At 66.2% G+C, this 22,117-nt stretch carries 22 protein-coding genes and 1 pseudogene (1 of these 23 only partly in view); 13 read left to right on the plus strand and 10 right to left on the minus strand.

Going from position 1 to position 22,117, the window contains the following annotated elements; all coding sequences use genetic code 11:
- Positions 1-46 precede the first annotated feature (46 nt).
- Positions 47-1,351: a UDP-glucose dehydrogenase family protein gene (locus tag RCAP_RS06835; protein WP_013067108.1), complete on the plus strand. Its 1,305-nt coding sequence runs from the start codon at positions 47-49 to the stop codon at positions 1,349-1,351.
- Between the two features lie 9 nt (positions 1,352-1,360).
- Here RCAP_RS06835 and uvrB read toward each other — a convergent pair whose 3' ends face one another.
- The gene (gene uvrB / locus RCAP_RS06840) at positions 1,361-3,544 is read right to left on the minus strand and encodes an excinuclease ABC subunit UvrB (RefSeq protein WP_013067109.1); all 2,184 of its coding nucleotides are present in this window, start codon (positions 3,542-3,544) and stop codon (positions 1,361-1,363) included.
- 357 nt (positions 3,545-3,901) lie between these two features.
- On the opposite strand from uvrB, the gene RCAP_RS06845 reads away from it, so the two are divergent.
- Positions 3,902-4,213, plus strand: a complete 312-nt coding sequence (locus RCAP_RS06845; protein WP_013067110.1) for an ETC complex I subunit — start codon at positions 3,902-3,904, stop codon at positions 4,211-4,213.
- 240 nt (positions 4,214-4,453) lie between these two features.
- Here the strand turns inward: RCAP_RS06845 and RCAP_RS06850 are convergent, their stop codons facing one another.
- Both RCAP_RS06850 and RCAP_RS06855 read right to left on the minus strand, forming a co-directional pair.
- Complete coding sequence (locus RCAP_RS06850) at positions 4,454-4,624, minus strand: hypothetical protein (protein WP_013067111.1); 171 nt, start codon at positions 4,622-4,624, stop codon at positions 4,454-4,456.
- Positions 4,625-4,743: 119 nt separating this feature from the next.
- Positions 4,744-5,601 carry a MurR/RpiR family transcriptional regulator gene (locus tag RCAP_RS06855; protein WP_013067112.1) on the minus strand — a complete coding sequence of 286 codons (858 nt, stop codon included), beginning with the start codon at positions 5,599-5,601 and terminating at the stop codon, positions 4,744-4,746.
- Between the two features lie 91 nt (positions 5,602-5,692).
- Here RCAP_RS06855 and RCAP_RS06860 point away from each other — a divergent pair, with 91 nt between their 5' ends.
- The 5 genes from RCAP_RS06860 to RCAP_RS06880 are packed head-to-tail and all read left to right on the plus strand — an operon-like array spanning position 5,693 to position 10,560.
- Entirely contained in the window at positions 5,693-6,715 is a 1,023-nt protein-coding gene (locus RCAP_RS06860) for a polyamine ABC transporter substrate-binding protein (RefSeq protein WP_013067113.1), read from the plus strand.
- A gap of 4 nt (positions 6,716-6,719) precedes the next feature.
- A complete protein-coding gene (locus RCAP_RS06865) occupies positions 6,720-7,796 on the plus strand; it encodes an ABC transporter ATP-binding protein (protein WP_013067114.1) in 1,077 nt (358 codons plus the stop codon).
- Positions 7,793-8,674: an ABC transporter permease gene (locus RCAP_RS06870; RefSeq protein WP_013067115.1), complete on the plus strand. Its 882-nt coding sequence runs from the start codon at positions 7,793-7,795 to the stop codon at positions 8,672-8,674. Before RCAP_RS06865 ends, RCAP_RS06870 begins: the two co-directional genes overlap by 4 nt.
- The gene (locus RCAP_RS06875) at positions 8,671-9,498 is read left to right on the plus strand and encodes an ABC transporter permease (protein WP_013067116.1); all 828 of its coding nucleotides are present in this window, start codon (positions 8,671-8,673) and stop codon (positions 9,496-9,498) included. The genes RCAP_RS06870 and RCAP_RS06875 overlap by 4 nt, the downstream gene beginning before the upstream one ends.
- Positions 9,499-9,501: 3 nt before the next feature.
- The gene (locus RCAP_RS06880; RefSeq protein ID WP_013067117.1) at positions 9,502-10,560 is read left to right on the plus strand and encodes a DmpA family aminopeptidase; all 1,059 of its coding nucleotides are present in this window, start codon (positions 9,502-9,504) and stop codon (positions 10,558-10,560) included.
- Here RCAP_RS06880 and RCAP_RS18885 read toward each other — a convergent pair.
- The 7 genes and pseudogenes from RCAP_RS18885 to RCAP_RS06910 all read right to left on the minus strand — a co-directional run.
- Positions 10,557-10,810, minus strand: a pseudogene (locus RCAP_RS18885) (hypothetical protein); the annotation flags it as partial. The gene RCAP_RS06880 and the pseudogene RCAP_RS18885 overlap by 4 nt on opposite strands.
- 77 nt (positions 10,811-10,887) lie before the next feature.
- Positions 10,888-11,577 (minus strand): response regulator transcription factor, encoded by a 690-nt coding sequence (locus tag RCAP_RS06885; protein WP_013067118.1) that lies wholly within the window; start codon positions 11,575-11,577, stop codon positions 10,888-10,890.
- Positions 11,578-11,675: 98 nt separating this feature from the next.
- Positions 11,676-12,089: a hypothetical protein gene (locus RCAP_RS06890; RefSeq protein WP_131618299.1), complete on the minus strand. Its 414-nt coding sequence runs from the start codon at positions 12,087-12,089 to the stop codon at positions 11,676-11,678.
- The gene (locus tag RCAP_RS06895; protein WP_013067120.1) at positions 12,071-12,721 is read right to left on the minus strand and encodes a pentapeptide repeat-containing protein; all 651 of its coding nucleotides are present in this window, start codon (positions 12,719-12,721) and stop codon (positions 12,071-12,073) included. Before RCAP_RS06895 ends, RCAP_RS06890 begins: the two co-directional genes overlap by 19 nt.
- 45 nt (positions 12,722-12,766) lie before the next feature.
- Positions 12,767-14,587 (minus strand): PQQ-dependent methanol/ethanol family dehydrogenase, encoded by a 1,821-nt coding sequence (locus tag RCAP_RS06900; RefSeq protein ID WP_309473936.1) that lies wholly within the window; start codon positions 14,585-14,587, stop codon positions 12,767-12,769.
- A gap of 94 nt (positions 14,588-14,681) precedes the next feature.
- Positions 14,682-15,623, minus strand: coding sequence for a quinoprotein relay system zinc metallohydrolase 1 (locus tag RCAP_RS06905; protein WP_238530230.1), 942 nt, complete (start codon positions 15,621-15,623; stop codon positions 14,682-14,684).
- 32 nt (positions 15,624-15,655) lie between these two features.
- Positions 15,656-16,432: a quinoprotein dehydrogenase-associated SoxYZ-like carrier gene (locus tag RCAP_RS06910; protein WP_013067123.1), complete on the minus strand. Its 777-nt coding sequence runs from the start codon at positions 16,430-16,432 to the stop codon at positions 15,656-15,658.
- Between the two features lie 231 nt (positions 16,433-16,663).
- Between RCAP_RS06910 and RCAP_RS06915 the strand changes: the two genes are divergently transcribed.
- The 6 genes from RCAP_RS06915 to RCAP_RS06940 all read left to right on the plus strand — a co-directional run.
- A complete protein-coding gene (locus RCAP_RS06915; RefSeq protein ID WP_013067124.1) occupies positions 16,664-17,221 on the plus strand; it encodes a PQQ-dependent catabolism-associated CXXCW motif protein in 558 nt (185 codons plus the stop codon).
- Positions 17,222-17,359: 138 nt separating this feature from the next.
- A complete protein-coding gene (locus RCAP_RS06920; protein ID WP_013067125.1) occupies positions 17,360-18,664 on the plus strand; it encodes an ATP-binding protein in 1,305 nt (434 codons plus the stop codon).
- A gap of 262 nt (positions 18,665-18,926) precedes the next feature.
- Positions 18,927-20,018 (plus strand): GlxA family transcriptional regulator, encoded by a 1,092-nt coding sequence (locus RCAP_RS06925; protein WP_013067126.1) that lies wholly within the window; start codon positions 18,927-18,929, stop codon positions 20,016-20,018.
- 136 nt (positions 20,019-20,154) lie between these two features.
- A complete protein-coding gene (locus tag RCAP_RS06930; protein ID WP_023911273.1) occupies positions 20,155-21,117 on the plus strand; it encodes an ABC transporter substrate-binding protein in 963 nt (320 codons plus the stop codon).
- Between the two features lie 46 nt (positions 21,118-21,163).
- On the plus strand, positions 21,164-21,988 hold the full coding sequence (locus RCAP_RS06935; RefSeq protein ID WP_013067128.1) for an ABC transporter permease: 825 nt from the start codon (positions 21,164-21,166) through the stop codon (positions 21,986-21,988).
- Positions 21,985-22,117, plus strand: the start of a protein-coding gene (locus RCAP_RS06940; RefSeq protein ID WP_013067129.1) for an ABC transporter ATP-binding protein. It continues 662 nt past the right edge of the window; 133 of the gene's 795 nt are visible here — the first part of the coding sequence; the start codon lies at positions 21,985-21,987; the stop codon falls past the right edge of the window. The genes RCAP_RS06935 and RCAP_RS06940 overlap by 4 nt, the downstream gene beginning before the upstream one ends.

The following is a 22,117-nucleotide window of genomic DNA, read 5'->3' on the forward strand; positions in this document are numbered from 1 at the left end:
GTCCCGGGGGATCGAATTTTGCGCCATCACGGCGAGAGGATTTGAGATGAAGATTGCGATGATCGGCACGGGCTATGTCGGTTTGGTCTCCGGGGTCTGCTTTTCGGATTTCGGGCATGATGTCGTTTGCGTGGACAAGGATTGCGGCAAGATCGAGCGCCTGATGCGCGGCGAGGTGCCGATTTACGAACCCGGCCTTGATGTGCTGATGGCAAAGAACGTGGCGGCGGGGCGGCTGTCCTTCACCGGCGATCTGGCGGCGGCGGTCGATGGCGCGGAGGCGGTCTTCATCGCGGTCGGCACGCCGACGCGGCGCGGCGACGGCCATGCCGATCTGAGCTACGTGATGGCCGCGGCCGAGGAAATCGCCGCCGCGCTGACCGGCTATGCGGTCGTGGTGACGAAATCGACCGTGCCCGTCGGCACCAACCGTCAGGTCCGCCAGGTGATCAAGAAGGCCCGGCCGGAGGCGGAATTCGACGTCGCCTCGAACCCGGAATTCCTGCGCGAGGGCGCGGCGATCGATGATTTCATGCGCCCCGACCGGGTGGTGGTCGGCGTCTCCTCGGACCGGGCGAAAGAGGTGATGGGCGAGATCTACCGGCCGCTTTTCCTGCGCGAATTCCCGATCCTCTACACCGATCTGGAAACCGCCGAGATGATCAAATATGCGGCGAATGCCTTTCTGGCGACGAAGATCACCTTCATCAACGAGATCGCGCGGCTGTGCGAAAAGGTCGGCGCCGATGTCAAGGAAGTGGCGCGCGGCATGGGGCTCGATGGCCGGATCGGCAACAAGTTCCTGCATGCGGGGCCGGGCTATGGCGGCTCGTGCTTCCCCAAGGACACCCAGGCCTTGGCGCGGATGGGGCAGGATCATGCCGTGCCGATGCAGATCACCGAGACGGTGATCAAGGTCAATGACGAGGTGAAACGGCGGATGATCGACAAGATCGTCGATCTGTGCGACGGCTCGGTGAATGGAAAAACCATTACCGTTCTGGGGGTTACCTTCAAGCCCAACACAGATGACATGCGCGACGCGCCGTCCTTGACGATCGTGCCCGCGCTGATCGGGGCGGGGGCCAAGGTGCGCGCCGTCGATCCGCAGGGCCTGCGCGAGGCGCAGCAGATGCTGCCCGGCGTGCATTGGATGGACGATGCCTACAAGGCGGTGCAAAAGGCCGATTGTGTCGTGCTTCTGACCGAGTGGAACGAATTCCGTGCCCTCGATCTGAAGAAACTGGCGAAAAAGATGACGACGCCGCGCATGGCCGATCTGCGCAACATCTATTCCGCCAGGGATGCGAAAAAGGCGGGCTTCGAGGGCTATGTCAGCGTCGGCCGCTAGGGCAGGGGGCTAGCGCTTCTTCGGCCCCTTCACCCCGCCGCGCTGCCCCGGCCGCCCGGCGGTGGAGCGGCCCTTGGCCTGGGTCGCGGCCTCGACCGCCTCTTCGACCGCCGATTGCCGCGCCAGCGGATCGTCGGCCACCGCCAGCTCCACCGCTTCGAGCCGCTTCACCTCGTCGCGCAGCCGGGCCGCCTCTTCGAATTCGAGGTTCTCGGCCGCCTTGCGCATCTTCGTGCGCAGGGCCTCCAGATGCGCCGCAAGGTTCGAACCGACCGCCGGCCCCTCCACCTTGGCGGTGACGCGCGCCATGTCGGTGTCGCCCGCCCAAAGCCCGGCCAGCACGTCCTCGACATTCTTGCGCACGGTCTGCGGCGTGATCCCGTGTTCCAGGTTGTAGGCGATCTGCTTTTCGCGCCGCCGGTTGGTTTCGTTCAGCGCCCGTTGCATGGACCCGGTGATGCGGTCGGCATACATGATCACCCGCCCGTCGGCGTTCCGCGCCGCCCGCCCGATGGTCTGGATCAGCGAGGTTTCCGAGCGCAGGAACCCCTCCTTGTCGGCATCGAGAATCGCCACCAGCCCGCATTCGGGAATATCGAGCCCCTCGCGCAGAAGGTTGATGCCGATCAGCACGTCAAAGGCGCCCAGACGCAGATCGCGCAGGATCTCGATCCGCTCGATCGTGTCGATGTCGGAATGCATGTAGCGCACCCGGATGCCCTGTTCGTGCAGATATTCGGTCAGATCCTCGGCCATGCGCTTGGTCAGCGTCGTCACCAGAACGCGCAGCCCCCGCGCCGCGACCTTGCGGATTTCGTCCAGCAGATCATCCACTTGCGTCTCGACCGGGCGGATTTCCACCTCCGGGTCCAAAAGCCCCGTCGGCCGGATCACCTGTTCGGTGAAGACGCCGCCGGTCTGTTCCAGCTCCCAGGGCGCAGGCGTGGCCGAGACGAAGACCGATTGCGGCCGCATCGCATCCCATTCCTCGAATTTCAGCGGCCGGTTGTCCATGCAGGAGGGCAGCCGGAAGCCATGTTCGGCCAGCGTGAACTTGCGCCGGTAGTCGCCGCGATACATGCCGCCGATCTGCGGCACGGTGACGTGGCTTTCATCGGCAAAGACGATGGCGGTGTCGGGGATGAATTCGAACAGCGTCGGCGGCGGCTCGCCCGGGGCGCGGCCGGTCAGATAGCGCGAGTAATTCTCGATGCCGTTGCAGACGCCGGTCGCCTCGAGCATTTCCAGATCGAAGTTGGTGCGCTGTTCCAGCCGTTGCGCCTCGAGCAGCTTGCCCTCGTCATGGAGCTGCTTGAGCCGCTGTGCCAGCTCGATCCGGATCGATTTCGTCGCCTGCTGCAGGGTGGGGCGGCGGGTGACGTAGTGGCTGTTCGCATAGATGCGGATCTGCTGGAAACTGTCGGTCCTGGCGCCGGTGAGCGGGTCGAATTCGATGATCGCCTCCAGCTCCTCGCCGAAGAAGGAAAACCGCCAGGCGCGGTCCTCCAGGTGGGCGGGCCAGAGATCGACGGTGTCGCCCTTGACCCGGAACGAACCGCGCTGAAAGGCGGCATCGAGGCGCTTGTATTGCTGCGCCACCAGATCGGCGAGGAACTTGCGGCTCTCGTACAGGCCGCCGACGCTCAGATCCTGGGTCATCGCCGAATAGGTCTCGACCGAGCCGATGCCATAGATGCAGCTGACCGAGGCGACGATGATCACGTCGTCGCGTTCCAGAAGCGCCCGGGTGGCCGAGTGGCGCATCCGGTCGATCTGTTCGTTGATCATCGATTCCTTCTCGATATAGGTGTCGGTGCGGGCGACATAGGCCTCGGGCTGGTAGTAATCGTAATAGGACACGAAATACTCGACCGCGTTGTCGGGAAAGAAGCCCTTGAATTCGCCGTATAATTGCGCGGCCAGGGTTTTGTTGGGGGCAAGGATGATCGCCGGGCGCTGCGTCGCCTCGATCACCTTGGCCATCGTATAGGTCTTGCCGGTGCCGGTGGCGCCCAAAAGCACCTGATCGCGCTCGCCCGCCAGCACGGCTTTCGAGATCTCCGCAATCGCCGTCGGCTGGTCGCCCGCGGGGGAAAATTCGCTCTTCATCACGAATCGCTTGCCGCCCTCAAGCTTCGGACGGGTCAGAACCTCGGGGCGCGGGGTGGGGCGGTCGGTGTTGTTGTGGGGCATGGGGCCTCCTTGATCCGCCCCAATGTCGGTCCCTTTTCGTTCTCTTTCAAGGGATTGCTGCAGATGTTAAGCGAAGGTTAAGGGGGAGGCGCATTTTTCTGATGGAAAACATGACCTTATGGATAGTTTGTGCTTGCTTTTGCGCGCGGAAGTTCTCATATTGTTCAGGCAAGCAGCGATTGGCTACCGGCCGGGGCACCACCCCCACCCCTCGCTCCCCAAGCCCGGCCGGTAGCACCCCTTCCCGCAGATCCCGAAGCCGCGCCGGATCGGGCCGCTGACGGCACACCATTGTATGCAGAGCTTGAATTTTTCCCCGGATCGGCCTAGGACTGGGGCAAGACAAAGGGGGATCCCATGCGCGCACGCATCTACCAACCGGCCCGCAATGCCATGCAATCCGGTCAGGCGAAAACGAAGCTCTGGCATCTCGATTTCCTGCAGGCGGACGCCCGCAATCTGGACCCGCTGATGGGCTGGACGGGGACGGATGACACCCAGGCGCAGGTGCGTCTGAAGTTCGACAGCCGCGAGGCGGCGGAGGCTTTCGCGAAGGCGCGCGGTCTGGACTACACGGTGACCGAGGGTCACAAGCGCAAGGTCAACATCCGTCCGATGGGCTACGGCGAGAATTTCGCGACGAACCGGCGGGCGAACTGGACGCATTGAGGCTGTAGAAGATACTCGCCTTCTCACCGTAGCGGCACGAGTTTTCACCGGAATCTGCAGATGGGGCGCCTTGCGGGCGCCCTTTCCGTATCTGGGGGCGCGGGGCAAGGGCCCGCGCAGGGCCAGTTTGCGCTTTCATCGGGCTGAGTTTGATCCGTCGGGGGGAGCGATTCCGACCCTCACGCCCGAAATCCGGCGATGGGTCGCGATCCCTGACCGCAGGACGGGCAGGGCGGTCTTTCACCTGCCGATCTGGCGTTGCTCCAGGGTCTCATCGTTGCCGTCGCCGCGCATCGCATCAGCGATCAGGTGATCGGCCTTCTCGTCGAAACAGCCGATCAGGTCCCGGTGCAGCGTGCGAAATTCCGCGGCCACGGTCGCCTCGAATACGCGCTGCCGCATGCGGATCATCACCGTCGTGCGGCGCCGTCGCTCATTGCAGGATCGCAGCCCGCCAGCAGGTCAGTCGAGTCGTGCATGAAGCGTCCACCCCGCGCGGGGGCACAGACCCGAAGTGAGCTTGCGTCCCGTCAGAACAGCGCCAGTTCGCGCAGCAGCGCGGGCCAGGCGGCCAGGCGGGCCTTGGCGCGGGCGGGGTCCTGGGCCGCGACGGAATGGGTGACGAGGCTCAGAAGCGAGGCGAGCGGCCCCGAGCTTTCGACATAGGCATGGGCCTTGGAGCTGACAAAGAACACATGCGGCGTCAGAACGGCCGCCCAGGTGTTCAGCTCGTCGGTCAGCACCACGACCGCCATCCCCTGCGCCCGTGCCAGCCGCACCAGCGGCTCGGCCTCGCGCGCATAGGGGACGATGTCGATCAGGATCAGGCAGCGCCTCTCGGCCGGGTCGGACGGCAGCCATTCGGCGAGACCCGAGTCATGCGCCGCGACGAAGCGCACCCTGTCGCGCAGGATCGAGAGGCGCCGCGCGAAATCCGCCGCCGCCCCCTTCACCGTCTGAAAGCCGGTGACGAAAACCTCGTCGGCGCCATGGATCGCCGCCACCGCCTCGGCCCATTCCGGCCGTGCCACCTGGGCGGCGAGCGCCAGCACCGCCTCGGCATCGCGGCGAAGGAGCGTGCCCATCTCGCCATCCAGAAGCCGCAGCCCCAGATCGGCGCCGGGCAACTGCGCCGCGCCCCGTTCCAGCAGATCCTCTTTCAGCGCCGCCATGCCGCGATAGCCCAGCCGCCGCACAAAGCGGCTGACGGTGATCTCGCTCATCCCGGTCTTCGCCGCGATCGTCGCGCCGGTCTCAAGGCCCAGCGCGGCTTCGTTCCGCGTCAGCCATTGCGCAAGAACTGCCTCGGATTTGGTCAGTGACCCCTCGACTGCCTGCAAACGCAGCAAAAGCGGCGAGGGGGATTGGGGCTCGGAACGGTCATTCATGATGATACTTGCGTCATTTCGTATCAATGTTAGCATTCTACCATAATCAGAACAAGACTCGGCGCATCGCGCCATCAGGGAGATCACTATCATGAAAAAGGCCATCGTCCTTGCCCTGTCCTGCCTTGTGGCGGGCACGGCTGCCCGGGCCGAGGAGACCCTCGCGCTGTACAACTGGGGCGACTACATCAACCCCGCCGTGCTGACGAAATTCACCGAGGAAACCGGCATCAAGGTCACGCTCGACACCTATGCGGCGAACGAGGAGATGCTGGCGAAGATCCAGGCGGGGGCTGCGGGCTATGACATCGTCTTCCCCTCGGTCTGGATGCAGGACATCATGGTGAAGCTTGACCTGCTGGAACAGACCAACATCAACGCCGATCCGGCCTTTGCCAATATCGACCCGGCCTTCCTGCGATCAATGGAAGACCCGCAAAGCAGCTACTGCCTGCCCTATGCCTGGGGCACGGTCGGCATCTTCTACAACGAAAAGGTGACCGGCCCGATCACGGGATGGGAGGATTTCTTCGCCATTCCGCAAAAGACCGGCCAGAAGATCACGCTTCTGGATGACATGCGCGAGGTGCTGGGCATGGGGCTGATCATGACCGGCCATTCGGTCAATTCGACCGATCCGGCCGAGCTGAAAGAGGCCGCCGATTACGTCACCGCGCACAAGGCGGAGGTGACCGCCTTCACCTATGAATCGATGCCGCTGCTGCTCTCGGGCGATGTGGCGGCCGCGCATTACTTCGTCGGCGGCAACATGTTCTTCGTCGATCATCCCGAGATCAAATACATCATCCCGAAGGAAGGCGCGACGATGTATCAGGAAAACATCTGCGTGCTGAAGGACGCGCCGCACAAGGCCGCGGCGCAGAAATTCCTGCAGTTCTACCTGCGCCCCGAGATCGCCGCGCTGAACGTCTCGCAGCAGTTCAACGGCACGCCGAACCGCCCGGCAAATGACCTGACGCCCGATTTCATCAAGTCGAACCCGAACATCAACGTGCCCGCCGAGACGATGGCGCGGCTGCAGATCTTTGCCGATCTGGGCAAGGCGCTGAAGCTTTACGACCGCGCCTGGAACGCGATCCGCACGGCGCAGTGATCCGATGTCCCGGTCCCGACTTCTTGACGTCCGCGCGGCGCGACGGCTGTTCACCACCCCCGAGGGCAAAAGCTTCGCCGCGCTCGACGGGGTCGATCTTGCGGTGGACGAAGGCGAATTCGTCACCCTGCTTGGCCCCTCGGGCTGCGGCAAGACCACGCTTTTGCGCGCGATTGCCGGGTTCGAAGATCTTGACGAGGGGGTGATCCGCCTGGACGGCGCCGATCTCTCCGGCCTGCCGCCGCATCGCCGCCCGGTGAACACGGTGTTTCAGTCCTACGCGCTTTTCCCGCATATGAGCGTGGCCCGCAACGTCGGCTATGCGCTTGAAGTGCAGGGCGCGCCGCGGGCTGAGCGCGAGGCCGAGGTGGCCGTCGCGCTGGAAAAGGTCGGGCTGACGGGGCTTGGCAGCCGCCGCCCGGCGCAACTCTCGGGCGGGCAGCGGCAACGGGTGGCGCTGGCCCGGGCGATCGTCGCGAAACCGCGGCTTCTGCTGCTTGACGAGCCGCTCTCGGCGCTTGATCGCAACCTGCGCCAGCAGATGCAGTTCGAGCTGAAGGATCTGCAACACCGGCTTGGCATCGCCTTCGTCTTCGTCACCCATGATCAGGAAGAAGCACTGACGATGTCCGATCGCATCGTCGTCCTGCGCGCGGGCAAGGTCGAACAGGCCGCCCCCCCGCGCGAGATCTATCGCCATCCGAAAACCCGCTTCGTCGCGGAATTCATTGGCGAGACGAACCTTCTGCCTGCCCGGGTCGAGGGTGTCTCGGGGCCGCAGGCGATGCTGTCGCTGCCCGGCGGGCAAAGGCTTCGGGTCGAGGCGGCGGGGCTGGAACCTGGCCGCACTGTCACCGCGGTGATGCGCCCGACCGATATCACGCTGGGCGCGGGCGATCTGACGGGCACGCTTTTGCGCGCCGATTTCATGGGGGCGGACCGGCATCTGCGCGTCGCGCTGGCGGGCGGCCCCGAGATCAGCGTGATCGCGCGCGACACCGCGGCCCTGCCGCAGCCGGGGGAACCGGTGCGGCTTGGCTGCGATCCGGCGCTGGTGCATGTGATGGAGGAGCCCGCATGACCCACCGCGACCGGCTGCATCTTTGGGGCCTGCTCGGCCCGGTGACGCTCTTCCTCGGGGTCTTCTTCCTGATCCCGCTTCTGACCATCGCGGTCTATTCCGTCCTGACGCCCGGGCTTTACGGCGGCGTGGACTGGGCCTTTTATCACTGGAACTACGGGCGCATCTTCGGCTGGGCCGATGGCATCGACGAGGTGTTCGAGCCGGTCTATCTGCAGATCCTTGCCCGCTCGCTTGGTCTCGCCTTGACGACCGTCCTGCTGTGCCTTGCGATCTGCTATCCGGTCGCCTTCTGGGTCGCGAAGCTGCCGCAACGCTGGCGGATGCTGTTTCTGTTCCTGATCGCGCTGCCCTTCTTTGCCAGCCTGATCGTGCGGCTTTACGCCTGGCTTCTGATCCTGAAACCCTCGGGGCTTCTGAACACCGTGCTGCTGGCGACGGGGCTGATCTCGGACCCGCTCGACCTGCTTTACACCCCCTTCGCGGTGGTGCTGGGCATGGTCTATATCTTCCTGCCCTTCATGTTCCTGCCGCTTTTCGCCGCCATCGACACGCTGGATGCCGCGCTGATCGAGGCTTCGGCCGATCTGGGCGCGAATCCCTGGCAGACGTTTCTGAAGGTGATCTTCCCGATGACGCTGCCCGGGGTCGTCGCCGGATCGGTGATCGTCTTCATCCCGGCCGTCGGCAATTTCATCGTGCCGGACATTCTGGGCGGCGCCAAGGGGCTGATGACCGGCAACCTGATCGAGCAGCAATTCCTGTCCTCGCGCAACTGGCCCTTTGGCTCGGCGCTTGCCATGGTGGTGATGGCGGTGGTGCTGGGCGCGCTGACGATCTTTGCGACGCGGGCGAAAAAGGCGGGGGGTGCGGCATGAAACGTCCTTTCCTGACGCTGTTCGCGCTGGGCTTCTTTGCCTTCCTTTACGTGCCGCTTTTTGTCATCATCGGCTATTCCTTCAACGCCAACCCGGTCAACATGCTGATCTGGGACGGATTTACGCTCGACTGGTATCGTGGCCTGCTGGGCCTTGGCACGCCCGCGCTTGATGCGCAAAACCGCGGCATCTACATCGAAAGCACGCCGCAACTGCTGGCGGCGCTGAAAAACTCGCTGATCGTCGCCGGTTCGACCACGGTGATCTCGACCCTCTTCGGCACCTCGCTCGCCCTTGCGCTGGCGCGGTTTCAGTTTCGCGCCAAACCGCTTTACACGGGCGGGCTGATGCTGCCGATCATGATGCCCGATATCGTGCTGGGCATCGGGCTTCTGATCTTCTTCTCGACGATCGGCCTCAGGCTCTCGCTCCTGACCATCGTGCTTGGCCAATGCACCTTCCTGACGTCTTATGTCTGCATCACCGTGCAGGCGCGGCTGGCCGGGCTTGACCCGGCGCTTGAGGAAGCCTCGGCCGATCTGGGCGCCAATGCCTGGACGACCTTTCGCAAGGTGACGCTGCCGCAACTGGCCCCCGGACTGCTGGGCGGCGCGCTTCTGGCCTTCATCATCTCGATGGATGATCTTGTGATCACCTATTTCATCTCCGGCACCGGCTCGCAGACCCTGCCGATCTACATCTTCGGCATGATCCGGCGCGGCGTGAAGCCCGAGATCAATGCCATCGCAACCCTCATCATCCTTGCCTCCATGCTGGTCGCGGCCCTCGGGCTGTGGCTGCGCGCGCGGCAAGATCGGAGCTGACCCATGACCAAACCCCGCGCCCGCGATCTGGGCCTGCCGTTTCCGGGCACCCCCGGCCCCTGCAACGCGATCACCGACGTTCCCGGCGTCGAGGTCGGCTTTTGCACCCTGACCGACCCGGCGCAAAGCCTGCGCACCGGCGTCACCGCGATCTTGCCGCGCGGGCGGGCGCCCGAGCCGGTGCCGGTCATGGCCGGGCATTATGCGCTCAATGGCAATGGCGAGATGACCGGCACGCATTGGATCGACGATGCGGGCTATTTCCTTGGCCCGGTCCTGATCACCAACACCCATGCGGTGGGCGCCTGCCATACCGCCGCCGTGCAATGGATGATCGAGAGCTGGCCCGCGCATTTCCGCGCCCATGCCTGGGCGATGCCGGTGGTGGCGGAAACCTATGACGGCGTGCTGAATGACATCACCCGGCTGGCCGTGACGCCGGGTCACGCCCGCGCCGCGCTCGATGCCGCCGCGCCCGGCCCGGTGGCCGAGGGCTCGAGCGGCGGCGGCAACGGCATGATCGCCTATGAATTCAAGGGCGGCACCGGCACCGCCTCGCGCCGGGTTTCGGTGGGCGGCGACTGGACGGTGGCGGCGCTCGTGCAGGCGAATTTCGGCCTCCGGCCCTGGCTTTCGGTGCTGGGCAAGCCGGTCGGCCAGATCCTGACCGAAGACCGGCTGATCGAGACCGAGACCGGCTCGATCATCGTCATCCTTGCCACCGATGCACCGCTGTCTGCCCTGTCGCTGCGCGCGCTGGCCAAACGCGCGGCGCTGGGGATTGGCCGTTCGGGCACGGTCGGAGGCAACAGTTCGGGGGATATTTTCCTCGCGTTTTCAACCGCCAATCCGCAGCCGATGGCGGCACGGACCGAAAAGCTGCGGACGGTGACCGAACTCAACCCCGAACATCTCGACCCGATCTATCAGGCCGCGGTCGAGGCGGTGGACGAAGCGGTGATCAATGCGCTTGTGGCGGGCGAAGACGTGGCGACGGTGAACCCGCCCGGCAAGATCTGCCGCGCCATCGACTGCGCGGCGCTGCACCGGATCTTTCGTTAGGCAAGAAAGAGCCATCCCCCTCGCAACGGGCGGAAACCGGAACCGCCCCGGGTTTGCCGGAGGCTGATTTGGGTTGGTGACGCGGCCATGGCTTCAGTTTCCAAAGCAGCATGGAAGTTTGCTTCTGCCTCGGCGGGCGGAATGGTCCCGATCGGCTCGAGCAGGCGGCGGTTGTTGAACCCGTCGACCCATTCCAGCGTTGCCTATCCACCGCCTCGAAGCTGCGCCATGGGCAGCGACGATGGGTGACCGGTTCGGCGCATCAAGACCGCAGTCCGCAGGCGACGGCCCGTCCCCCATCGAAAGGGGGAACAACCTGATGACATCTCACAGCGACCGCTCCCCGGCGTTCTCGATGGCGATGCGGATGAGGTCGTTCAGGCCGCGCGCCGCCAGCTTCCTTTTCAGGGCCGCGCTGGTGTTGGCCGCCGTCTTGTAGCTGACGTTCAGCTCTGTGGCGATCCGCGTCAGGTCGAGCCCGTCCCCCAGCCGGAACAGCACGGTGCGTTCCCGCGGTGTCAGCCCGGCAAGCGGGCTCTCCGCGGTCAGGCCGCGCCGCGTCACAAGGCGCATCGCCGTGTCGTGGTCAAGCCAGACCTCGCCGCGCGTGATCGCGGCGACGGCGGCGCGGAAACTGGCGGGCGGGGCGTTCTTCGACAGGAAGCCATGCGCCCCCTGTTCCAGCACGCGCGCCGCAAAAGCGGGGCGGTCGTTCATCGTGAAGACGAGAATGTGCAGCCCCGGGCAGGCCCGCAGCAGCGGCGCGATGCTCTCCATCCCGCCCGCCTCCGGGAGGTTGAGATCGAGCACCGCCAGATCCGGCTGGCGGCTGCGCGCCAGGGCGAGGCCTTCCTCGGCGGAACTGGCGGTCAGGATCTCGTCGAACCCGGCGTCGGCCAGCATCTGCCGACAGCCGAGGTGAATCATCGGGTGATCATCAATCACCAGCCCGCAGCGCGGAAGCGGCGCGCAAAGATCGCCCGCCTGGCCGGAGGCCATTCGCAAGGGATGTGCCATCTCTCCTCCCATCGACCGCGGTCCTGGCTCTGGCGGCGGTCATGCGAGGCTAACCCAGGGGCGGCGGGCGGGCGATACGACTTTGGCAGGGGGAGGTCTCATGGCACGGGCGGCGCCAGGTCTATGCGCCAGCCGCCCGTGGCGTTGACCTGCACATGATACCGCCCGGGCGTCTCGATCAGGTATTCGCCGCCGCCCGCACCCCCGAGATGCAGGTTCTGCACGACACGGTCCGCCGCATCGAGCAGGTAGATCACCATGATCACATCGGCGCTTTCGAACCGCATCAGGCGGGGGGCCGCAACTTCGAAAGCGGGCGTGATCCCGTTGCCCCTGCCGATGAAAACCTCGCCCGGATCGGGCACCGCAAGCCGGTCGTAACACGCGAGCCGCGCGGTGTCGGAAGGGATCTCGCGGCAGGTCTGCAGCCCCGCCGCGAGGGATTTGGCCGCCGCATCGGGAGGAGACCCAAGGGCGGCCAAAAACGCGCCTGTCACCAGTCGAAGGGACACCCGGTGCAATTCTCCATATGTGCCCCCTGCCAGATCGCGTAGCGGATGATGTTGCCTTCCATGATCGCCTTGCCCAGATCGGCCTCGTTGAACTTGGCTTCCTGCAGGTTCGAGGCCTTGATCGTCGCCCCGACCAACCGGATCTTCGGGGCCCAGGCGGCCTCCATGGAAATGGCGGTCAGGTTGGCGCCTTCGAAATGCGCCCCGGCCAGCCGCGCGAAGTCCATGTTGGCGCCGGTCAGGTCCGCCCCGCGCGCCTGCATCCCCTGCATGTGGCTTTTGGTCAGCGTCGCCCCGCGCAGGTCGGCACCGGAGAGATCCGCCCCCTTGAGCGTGGCATTGTAAAGATTGGCGCGGGTCAGCTTTGCCCCGCGCAGGTTGGCCCCCGACAGCACGATGCCCCGCAGGTCGGCCTGGCTGAGATCGACGCCGGGACAATCGGCCTTCGGCTTCAGCGTGCATCCGTTGATCACCAGCGGGTCCGGGCGCGGCGCTTCGGTATCGTGAATGATCGGAAAGGTGCCCGCCTCGGTCACGCGCGGCCCGGCCTCCGGCTCGGCGGCCCGGGACGGCATGGCAAGGCAGGTTGCGGACAGACAGGCCGCGGCCAAGATGGCTTCGATGAATTTCATGTCACTCTCTCCATGCTGGGGGCGGCTTGCGTCGCCCCCGTTGCCTCACTTCGCGCTTGCCAGCAATTCGTCCGGGATCTCGAAGACCCAGAACGACCCCCCCTGGCTGACCTGGGTGGTCAGCGCCGCCATGTCGCCGCCCCAGAGCGGGACCGCCCCGCCATAGCCGGAGGCGATGCCAAGGTATTGCTTTCCGTCCATTTCCCAGGTCACGGGCTGGGACACGATGCCCGAGCCGGTGTTGAACTCCCACAGTTGCGCGCCGGTCTTGGCGTGGAAGGCTTTCACGAAACCATTCGAGGTGCCGGTGAAGACCAGATCCCCCGCCGTTGCCAGAACCCCGGCCCAAAGCGGGAATTCCTCCTTGTGTTCCCATTTCATCTCGCCGGTGGCCGGGTCGAAGGCGCGCAGCGCGCCGATGTGGTCCTTGTACATCCGCTTGATGCGGAAGCCCTGGCCCAGATAAGCGGCCCCGGCGTTGTAGGTCACCTTCTCGGTCCAGTAATCCTCGCTCCAGTGGTTGGCCGGGACGTAGAAAAGGCCGGTGTTCCGGCTGTAGGCCATCGGGTTCCAGTTCTTGCCGCCGAGGAAAGGCGGGGAGACCTCGATCGTGGCCCCCTTGGTCTCGCCTTCCGCAGGCAGCGGCGGACGCCGGCCATCGACCTCGATCGGACGGCCGGTTTCAAGGTCGATCCCCTTGGCCCAGGTGATGTTGTCGACGAAGGGGAAGGCGTTCAGAAGCGCCTTGGGCCGGTTGATCGGGCCGCCGTTGCGGTCCGACAGCTTGTCGATGTCGGTCACATAGAAGAACCCGTTCCGGTCCGCATGGGCTGCGGCGCGGTGCTTTTGCCCGTTCCTGTCGGTGAAGTCGAAGAGCACGAGTTCATTGTTGCCCGAGAAGTCCCAGGCATCGTTGGGCGTATGCTGGTAAAAGCCGATCAAGGCGCCGTCGGTCGGGTTCACATAGGCCTGACCGGAGGTGTAGAGCGAGTCGAAGTCCCTGAAATTGGTGCCTTCGGAACGCTCCCAGGTGTTCCACGGCGCCGGGTTGCCGGTGCCGACGATGATCGTGTTGGTTTCGGGGTCGTAGCTGGCCGATTGCCAGGGCGCACCTCCGCCGTGATACCACGATTCCTTCTTGTCGGTGCCAGCCTCGTTCATCGGCCAGGACGGGGCCTCGGGATCGCCGGTCGTGGTGCTGTCGGCACCGGCCAGCCTGCCCTTGTGACCCTCGACGAAGGGACGCATCCAGATTTCCTCGCCGGTCTCGGGATCGAGGGCGTAAAGCTTGCCGACGATGCCGAACTCGTCGCCCGACGATCCGTGGATCAGCATGACCCGGCCGGTTTCCCTGTCCTTCACGATGGTCGGCGCGCCGGTCATCGTGTAGCCGACCTTGTGATCGCCGAACTTCTTGCGCCAGACGACCTTGCCGGTCTTGCGATCCAGCGCGTAGATCGACGCATCCAGCGTGCCGAAGAAGACCTTGTCGCCATAGATCGCCGCGCCGCGGTTCACCACGTCGCAGCAGGGGCGGATGTCCTCGGCCAGACGCGCCTCGAACTTCCACAGCCGCTTGCCGGTCTTGGCATCCAGCGCCCACATCCGGCTGTAGGAGCCGGTGATGTAGATCACGCCCTCATGCACGAGCGCCTGCGCTTCCTGACCGCGCTGCTTTTCGTCCCCGAAAGAAAAGGCCCAGGCCGGGCGCAGGTGTTTCACCGTGTCGGCGTTGATCTGGGTGAGCGTCGACCAGCGCTGCGCATTGTTGCCCATGCCATACATCAGCACGTCATCGGTGGTTTCATGGTCCCGCATGATGTCGTCCCAGGTGACGTCATCGGCCTGCACCGGCAGGCAGCACATCGCCACCAGCGCGAGACCGGCGACGGTGGTCTTGAACAGCTGTTTCATCCTTCTCTCCTCCTTGAATGCGTCGGGCGGACCGGGCCGCCGGGGGTCACGCGGCGCGGATCTTCCTCAGCGCGCGGTCTTCGTAGCTGCTCCACCTTTGGCTGACGGAGCGGTGATATTCCTCGGGATTGGCCCCGAGCCTTGCGAATTCCGGCACCGGACCGGCCGCCATCGCCTCTGCCGGGCTCAGCCCCAGTGCCGCGGCCTGCGCAAGACGCGCATCGTTGGCGGCAAGGCAGGCGCGGGTCTGCGTGAGGGCCGCAAGCGAGCGGTGATAGGGGCCGTGTCCGGGGATCGTCCCCGCGGGGGACAGGGCGCCCAGCTGCGCAAGGCTTGCCTGCCACAGGGTCAGGTCGGCATCGGGCAGGCTGGGCGCCCGATCGAGGAAAAGCAGATCCCCGGCGATCAGCGTTCCCGTCGCCTCGTCCAGGATGGCAAGATCGGCCTGCGTGTGCCCGCAAAGCGGCAAGAGCCGCAGCCCCCGTCCGGCGATGACCTGCCGCCCGGTCTCGATGCGGGGGGCAGGGGGCACCGGCGTCGTCCCCGACATCCAGGACCCGAGCAGCGCATAAAGCGCGTCGGAATAGCCCTGCGCATTCGCGCGCGCGGCAAGCGCCGTCGCGCCCAGCGACAGCAGGGGCGCATCGGCAAAGGCCGCGTTCCCGAACCAGTGATCGGGGTGATGATGCGTGATGAGCGTCGTGACCACCCCGCCCAGGCGCTGATCGGCAAAGGCCCGGATCTCTGCCCCCATCCGCGCCGTCGACCCGGTGTCGATGACGATCGCCCCCTGCGGCGTCTCCAGCAGGGCGATGTTGGCAATCGCCCCGCCGTTCGCGGGGCTCAGGCTTTGGCGTGCGCCTTCGATCAGCCAGACCCCGGGCGCGACCTGCACCGGGGCGAAGCCGTAATCGCCCCGCGCTTTCGCCTGCGCCTGCGCGGGCCGCGGCAGGGCAAGGGCCGCCGCCCCCGCAACCCCGGCAAGCATCAGGCTGCGCCGTCGGATCCTTGTGCCGCCCGTCATGCCGCCACCACGCCGTCGAAACGGTATCCCATCGTGTCACGCGCCCGGATCGTCAGCGGGGCGGTGAGGCCCGGGGGCAGCTGAAAGGTGAAGGCCGGGTTCTCCTCGACCGGTTGATGCAGCTCGAGCCGGGCAATCTCGCCCGCGGGATCCGACAGGACCATCTCGGTCAGATGATGGGCGGCGATCCCCGCGGCCAATCCCGTATCCTGCGGATGGCGCAGCCAGACGCGCAGCCGACCGGTGTCCGGCCAGAACCGCGCCCGCATCTCGCCAAAGCCCTCCTGCCAGTCCGGGCGCCCATGCGCGGCGGCAGGCGTCGTGCACCCGCCGCCGATCGCCGAGACGAACCGCGCCGCCATGCGCCAGCTGCCGTCCTGCCGTTCGGCCGAGGCGCGCAGCGGGCCCGAACCTTCGTATTTCACGCCAAACCCCAAAAGCGGCAACGCCCTTCCCGGCCAGAAGGTCAGCGCGACCGGGATCGGGCTGTAATCGATGGTCACCACGATCCGCGCGACCCGGGACCCACCCGACGCAAGCGCCGTGGCATCGAGGATGAAGGGGACATGCGCGGCATTCTCGGCCGCCTGCGGGCCCAGCAGCACGACCTTCGGATCGTTCGCCCAATCGGTCGGATCCCCCAGAAACTCCTTGCGGTGCAAGGGCCAGATGCCGCTGTCGAACGGGTCCGATTGCCCCTCGGGCGTCAGCTCCCGGGACTGCGCCGCAGCCTCGGCGCCCCCCGGCAAAAGATGCATGAGCAGCTCTGCCATGGCGGTCAGCCCCGCGAACCGCCGGGCCGCGCAGCCACCGCCCGCGCCGGGACAAGGGCTGCGACGCGGCTTGACAGACGCGAGAAGAGGGGGAAGCGCGACATCTGCAGGTTTTCCTTTCACGGTGATCCGGTGACCATCGACCCGGCAGGCCGGACCTGCCCAAAGTTGCCGGGCAGGCTGTTTCAAGTATAGTGTCAAAATGTCTAATACCTTGAAAGGAAACAGGAATTGCCAAATCATCCCGGGGTTATTGCCATCTGTTCCCGGGTCGCGCTTCTGCTTGTGCTGGCGGGCGCGGCGGGGGCCGACACGGCGCTTTTCGATCCGTCGAGCGGCTATCGGCTGACGCAATACCGCGCCCCGATCCCCGCGCCCCCCGCGGGGATAGCCGCCCTGACGACCGCCGAGGTTGTCGCCCTTTCGGCCGCTGGCGCCCGTCTGCTTGATGTCAATCCGCTCAGGCAATATCGCCTCGCCGAGGACGGGCACTGGATCCATGCCGAGCCGCATGACAGCCTTCCGGGCGCTCTTTGGCTGCCGGTGGTCGGCTGGGGCAGGCTCGAGCCCGGGGCCGAAGCCTATCTTTCCGCAACGCTGGCCCGTCACGTCGCCAAGGGGACCCCGGTCATCGTCTTTTGTCGGCAGGACTGCTGGCTGAGCTGGAACGCGGTGCAGCGCGTCCGCGATCTTGGCCATGAGGCGCGATGGTATCCCGGCGGGGTCGATGACTGGCGCGCGCAGGGGCGGACACTGGTCCCGGTGGCGCCCGTGCCATGGGTCAGATGACCCCGAAGCGGCGGGATGCAACGGCAGATCCGACCGGGAGCCGAGGGAAAACCGCGACCAAAGTCTCCTGACCCGGCGACGGAAAACAACCTAGGATGGCGCGGCGGATGGGGCGGAGGGGAGGAGAGCTTGCGTCGGATGACCCTGACATGGCGCGTTCTGGTGCTGATCGCGGCGGTTCACCTCGCGGTGATTCTCGGCGCGGGCAGTGTCATGCTGCTCAACGCCCGGCGGGCGGTGGCGGTCGAGATCACGGCGGCGCGCGACAGTGCCGTCGTCCTGATCCGCGACCTGGTCAGACGCCGGGCCGACGATCCCGCGCGGCTGATCACCGATCTGCGCGGCGGCATCGTGCAGCCGCGCCATGTCCGCATCCGGTTCGTCCCCGCCGACGGCCTGTCCCCGGTTGACCTCCCCACACCGCATGGCGACGCCGAACCGGTCCCGGGCTGGTTTCTCGATTGGGTCAGCCCGGTGATCGCGACCGCGGTCCTGCCGGTCACCGCCGCCAACGGCGTCCCGCGCGGACAGATCGAGGTCGTCGCAACCCCCGAAGACGAGGCGCGCGAGGTCTGGGAGGATGCCCGGGCGCTGTTCCTTGTCTGGATCGCCGCGACGATCCTGCTTTTGCCGATGCTGGCGCTTCTGGTCGGCCGTGCCCTGGCGCCGCTTTCGCGGCTGGAACACAGGTTGTCGCGGATGCAGTCGGGCGATTACGCCCGCGCGGCCGCAGCGACGGAGAGCCCGGATCTTCGGGCGATCGGCGCCCGCATCGACCAGCTTGCCGCCACCTTGCGGACCTCCGAGGAGGAACGCCGCATCCTGGCGCGGCAATTGCTGGACCTGCGCGACGCCGAACGCAAGAGCCTGGCGCGGGAATTGCATGACGAGCTGGGACCGTGCCTGTTCAGCCTTTCGGTCATGGCGGATCAGCTGCGCACCGACCCCGAGAGGGCCGCCGCGCGCGCCGGGGACATCGACATGCTCGTCTCCCGCATCCGGGTGACCAACCGGCGCATTCTTGACACGCTGCGCCCCGCGACGGTGGGCAATCTGCCGCTGGGCGATGTGCTCACCGATCTTGTCGGGGCGTTTCAGGATGCGCATCCGGGAACGCGGTTTCTGCTGGATGTTCCCGCGGGTCTGTTGGGCACCTCCGAGATCGTCGACATGACGCTTTACCGCATTCTGCAGGAAGCCCTGACCAACGCCCTGCGCCACGGCAAGGCGCGCGAGATCCGGATCCGCCTGTCCGAGGCGGCGCAAGGTTTTCTGCAGATGGAGGTTGCGGACAACGGCGAGGGGCTTTCGCCATGCTGGAGCAAGGGCCGCGGCCTTCTCGGGATGCGCGAGCGGATCGCGGCCCTGAACGGATCGCTTGCCCTGACCGCGCCCGCAAGCGGCACGGGGGCGGTTCTGACGGCAACTGTCATGCGCGAGTGAACGTGATCTCCGCGTCGACGGGGCAGTGACCCGGGCGGCGCCACCCGCTTTGTCGCGGGCATCCGGCATCGGGAAAGGGGGCGCCACGATCCGCGCGGCCCCGGCGCCCGGCTTGTTGATGGCCCGGATCGCGACGGCGGGCCTGGCGCCGGGCCTGGCCGACTGGCGGGGCTGTCGATCCTTGTTGTTGCCATTTGCCTTGATCGCATGTCACGCAGGGCGCTGGCACAAGCCCCGAAGCGACGATGACCGCGGAGAGACGATGACTGATTCTGCGCCTCTGGTGCCGCTTGGCGCCGCCTTCTTCCCGGTCGAAACCCCCGGCGAGACCCGCAAATACGCCTTCGTGCTGGTGCCGGGCTTCACGCTTTTGGCCTTTTCCTCGGCGGTCGAGCCGCTGCGCATCGCCAATCAGCTGTCGCAGCAGCCGCTTTATCAATGGCGGCTGCTCTCCGAGGAGGGCCGGGCGGTGGCCTCGTCCTCGGGGATTTCGGTCTGCAGCGAGGGCGCGCTGGCGCCGCTGCCGCGCGACACCCGGCTGTTCGTCTGTTCGGGCAACCCGGCCAGCGCCGCCGCCGCGCCGCCGGTGGTGGCGATGGTCAACCGTCACGCGCGCTTTGGCGGCACCGTGGGGGGGATCTGCACCGGGGCCGTGGCCCTGGCGCAGGCCGGGCTTTTGCAGGGCGTCCCCTTCACCCTGCATTGGGAAAACCAGCCCGCCTTTTGCGAGGCTTTCCCCGATCTGACGCCCAGCCCGGCGATGTTCGAAATCGCCCCCCGGGTGATGACCTGTGGCGGCGGCGCGGCCTCGACCGACATGATGATCGCGCTGATCGCCGCCGATCACGGCGCGGAATTCGCGGCGATGGTGTCGGAAATGTGCCTGCGCAAGGTGATGGTGGGGGTCGACGGGGCGCAGCGCTCGGCGCTGTCGGTGTTGATCCGCTCGCGCAATCCGGGCCTGATCGCGATCGTCGCGCGGATGAAGGCGCATCTGGAAGAGCCGCTGTCGCTGACCGATCTGGCCCGCGGGTCCGGCTATTCGCGCCGCCATGTGGAGCGGATGTTCGTGTCGGTTCTGGGCGAGACGCCGGGCGATTTCTACCGCGGGCTGCGGCTGGATCACGGCCGCAATCTGCTGTCGACGACCGACATGACGCTGATCGAGGTGGCGGTGGCCTGCGGCTTTGCCAGCGTCGCGCATTTCTCCAGAAGTTTCCGGGCCCGCTTCGGCCTTGCGCCGACGAAGTTTCACGGCGCCAGGCGGCGCGGCCGCAGCGGGGAGGGCGGGGACGGGGCGAAGGACGGGTCCGGTCTTCCGCCCGCCGCGCGCCGAAACCGCGGCGGATCGTGACGCAAGGCCTGCCGCGCGGCGGGCGTGTTCTTTCGCTTGTCGCCCGCCGCGCTTCGGGCGTATCAGGATCGGGTTGCGCCTGCCCGGTCCGGGCCCGCCGCAATCCGACATGCGAATCCGACAGACGGGGGCAGAGATGCTGAAACACACGACACTTGCCGCGGCGCTTCTTGCAAGCGGTCTTACCGGCGCGTTTGCCGATCCGGTGAAGATCGGCCTGCAACCCTGGCTTGGCTATGGCCCGCTTTGGGTTGCCGCCGAGAAGGGCTTCTTTGCCGCCCATGGTGTCGAGGTCGAGCTGTCCAGCTTCAACTGGGATCAGGACATGACCGCGGCGCTGGCCTCGGGCAATCTGGATGTGGTGGCGGCCGCGACCAACACGGCGATTGCCAGCTTCAACCATGGTGTCGATCAAAAGGCGTTCCTGGTGATGGACGTGTCGACCACCGCCGATGCGATCCTGGCGGGCGAGGGCATCGCCGATGTCGCCGGGCTGAAGGGGCGCAAGGTCGCCTTCGAGGCGGGCGCCACCTCGGATCTCTTGATGAATTATGCGCTCAAGGTCAATGGCATGAGCCTCGCCGATATCGAACATGTGCCGATGGGGGCCTCGGAGGCCGGTCTGGCGCTGCTCTCGGGGCAGGTCGAGGCGGCGGTGACCTATGAGCCCTATATCTCGGCGGCGCTGGGCAAGGATGCGTCTTACAAGGTGATCTATGACGCCACGCAAAAACCGGGGCTGATTTCCGACGTGCTGACGGCGCGGGGCGACTGGATCGCCGCCAATCCGGCGCTGGTCGAGGGGATGATCAAGGCCTGGGACGATGCGATCGTCTTCATCCGCGAGCACCCCGAGGAAGGCGGCGCGATGATCGCCAAGGCCGTGGGCAGCCCGATGGAGGAATTCACCGTGGGCTTCAAGGGCGTGAAGCTTTACGACGCGGCCGAGAATGCGGCGCTGGTGACGGGCGATTTCCCCGCCACGCTGCGCGAGATCGCCGGGATCATGCAGACCTCGAACCCCGACGAGATCACGAAGATCCCGGCGCTTGACGATGTGATGATGACCGCGCCGGTGCTGAAGGTCGCGGGCAAGTAACCTCTCGGGGCCTGCGCCTGCGCAGGCCCGCAATATTGACGGACCGATGCAGACCCCAAAGAAACCCACCGCCGGACCGGGCCGCCATCTGCGGCTGCGCAAGGACATTCCCCATTGGCTGTTCACCTCGGCGGGGGTGGTCTTTCCGGCCCTGCTGCTGCTGATGTGGTGGCTCGTCACCGAATTCGGGCTGGTGAAGCCCCTGTTCCTGCCCGGCCCGGGCGACGTGCTGGCCGAGGGCGTCCGGCAGGCGCGCGAGGGGATCCTTTGGGCCGATGCCTCGGTCAGCATTTACCGCATCTGCGCGGGCTGGCTGGCGGCCACGGTGCTGGCGGTGCCGGTGGGCATCCTGATGGGCAATTTCCGGCTGATCGAGGGGGCGCTTGAGCCCTTCGTCTCGACGATCCGCTACATGCCGGTGGTGGCCCTCATCCCGCTGACGATCCTTTGGGCGGGGATCGGCGACGGGCAAAAGATCCTGATCCTGTTTCTGGGCACCTTCTTTCAGCAGGTGCTGATGGTGATGGACAACGTCAAGACCATCGACATGAACCTGATCCGGGCCGGGCAGACGCTCGGCTTTTCGAACCGGGAAATCCTGATCCGGATCATCCTGCCCGCCGCCGCGCCGGGCATCTGGGACACGCTGCGCATCACCATCGGCTGGACCTGGACCTATCTGGTCGTCGCCGAACTGGTCGCCGCGAACGAGGGGCTGGGCCGGCGGATCATGGATGCGCAGCGCTACCTTGCGACCGAGACGATCCTGTTCGGCACGCTTTTCATCGGCTTTTTGGGCTTCCTGACCGACGTGGTCTTCAAACGCACCGGCCGGGTGCTGTTCGCCTGGCATCAGCAGAGGACAAGATGAGCGCCCTTCTGACCCTTGAGAATGTCGGCAAGACCTTTACCGTCGACAAGAAGCCCGTGGTGGCGGTCGAGGATGTGACGCTGTCGATCGCCGAAAACGAATTCGTCTCGATCGTCGGCAGTTCCGGCT

The organism is Rhodobacter capsulatus SB 1003 (assembly GCF_000021865.1).
GTDB lineage: Bacteria > Pseudomonadota > Alphaproteobacteria > Rhodobacterales > Rhodobacteraceae > Rhodobacter > Rhodobacter capsulatus_B.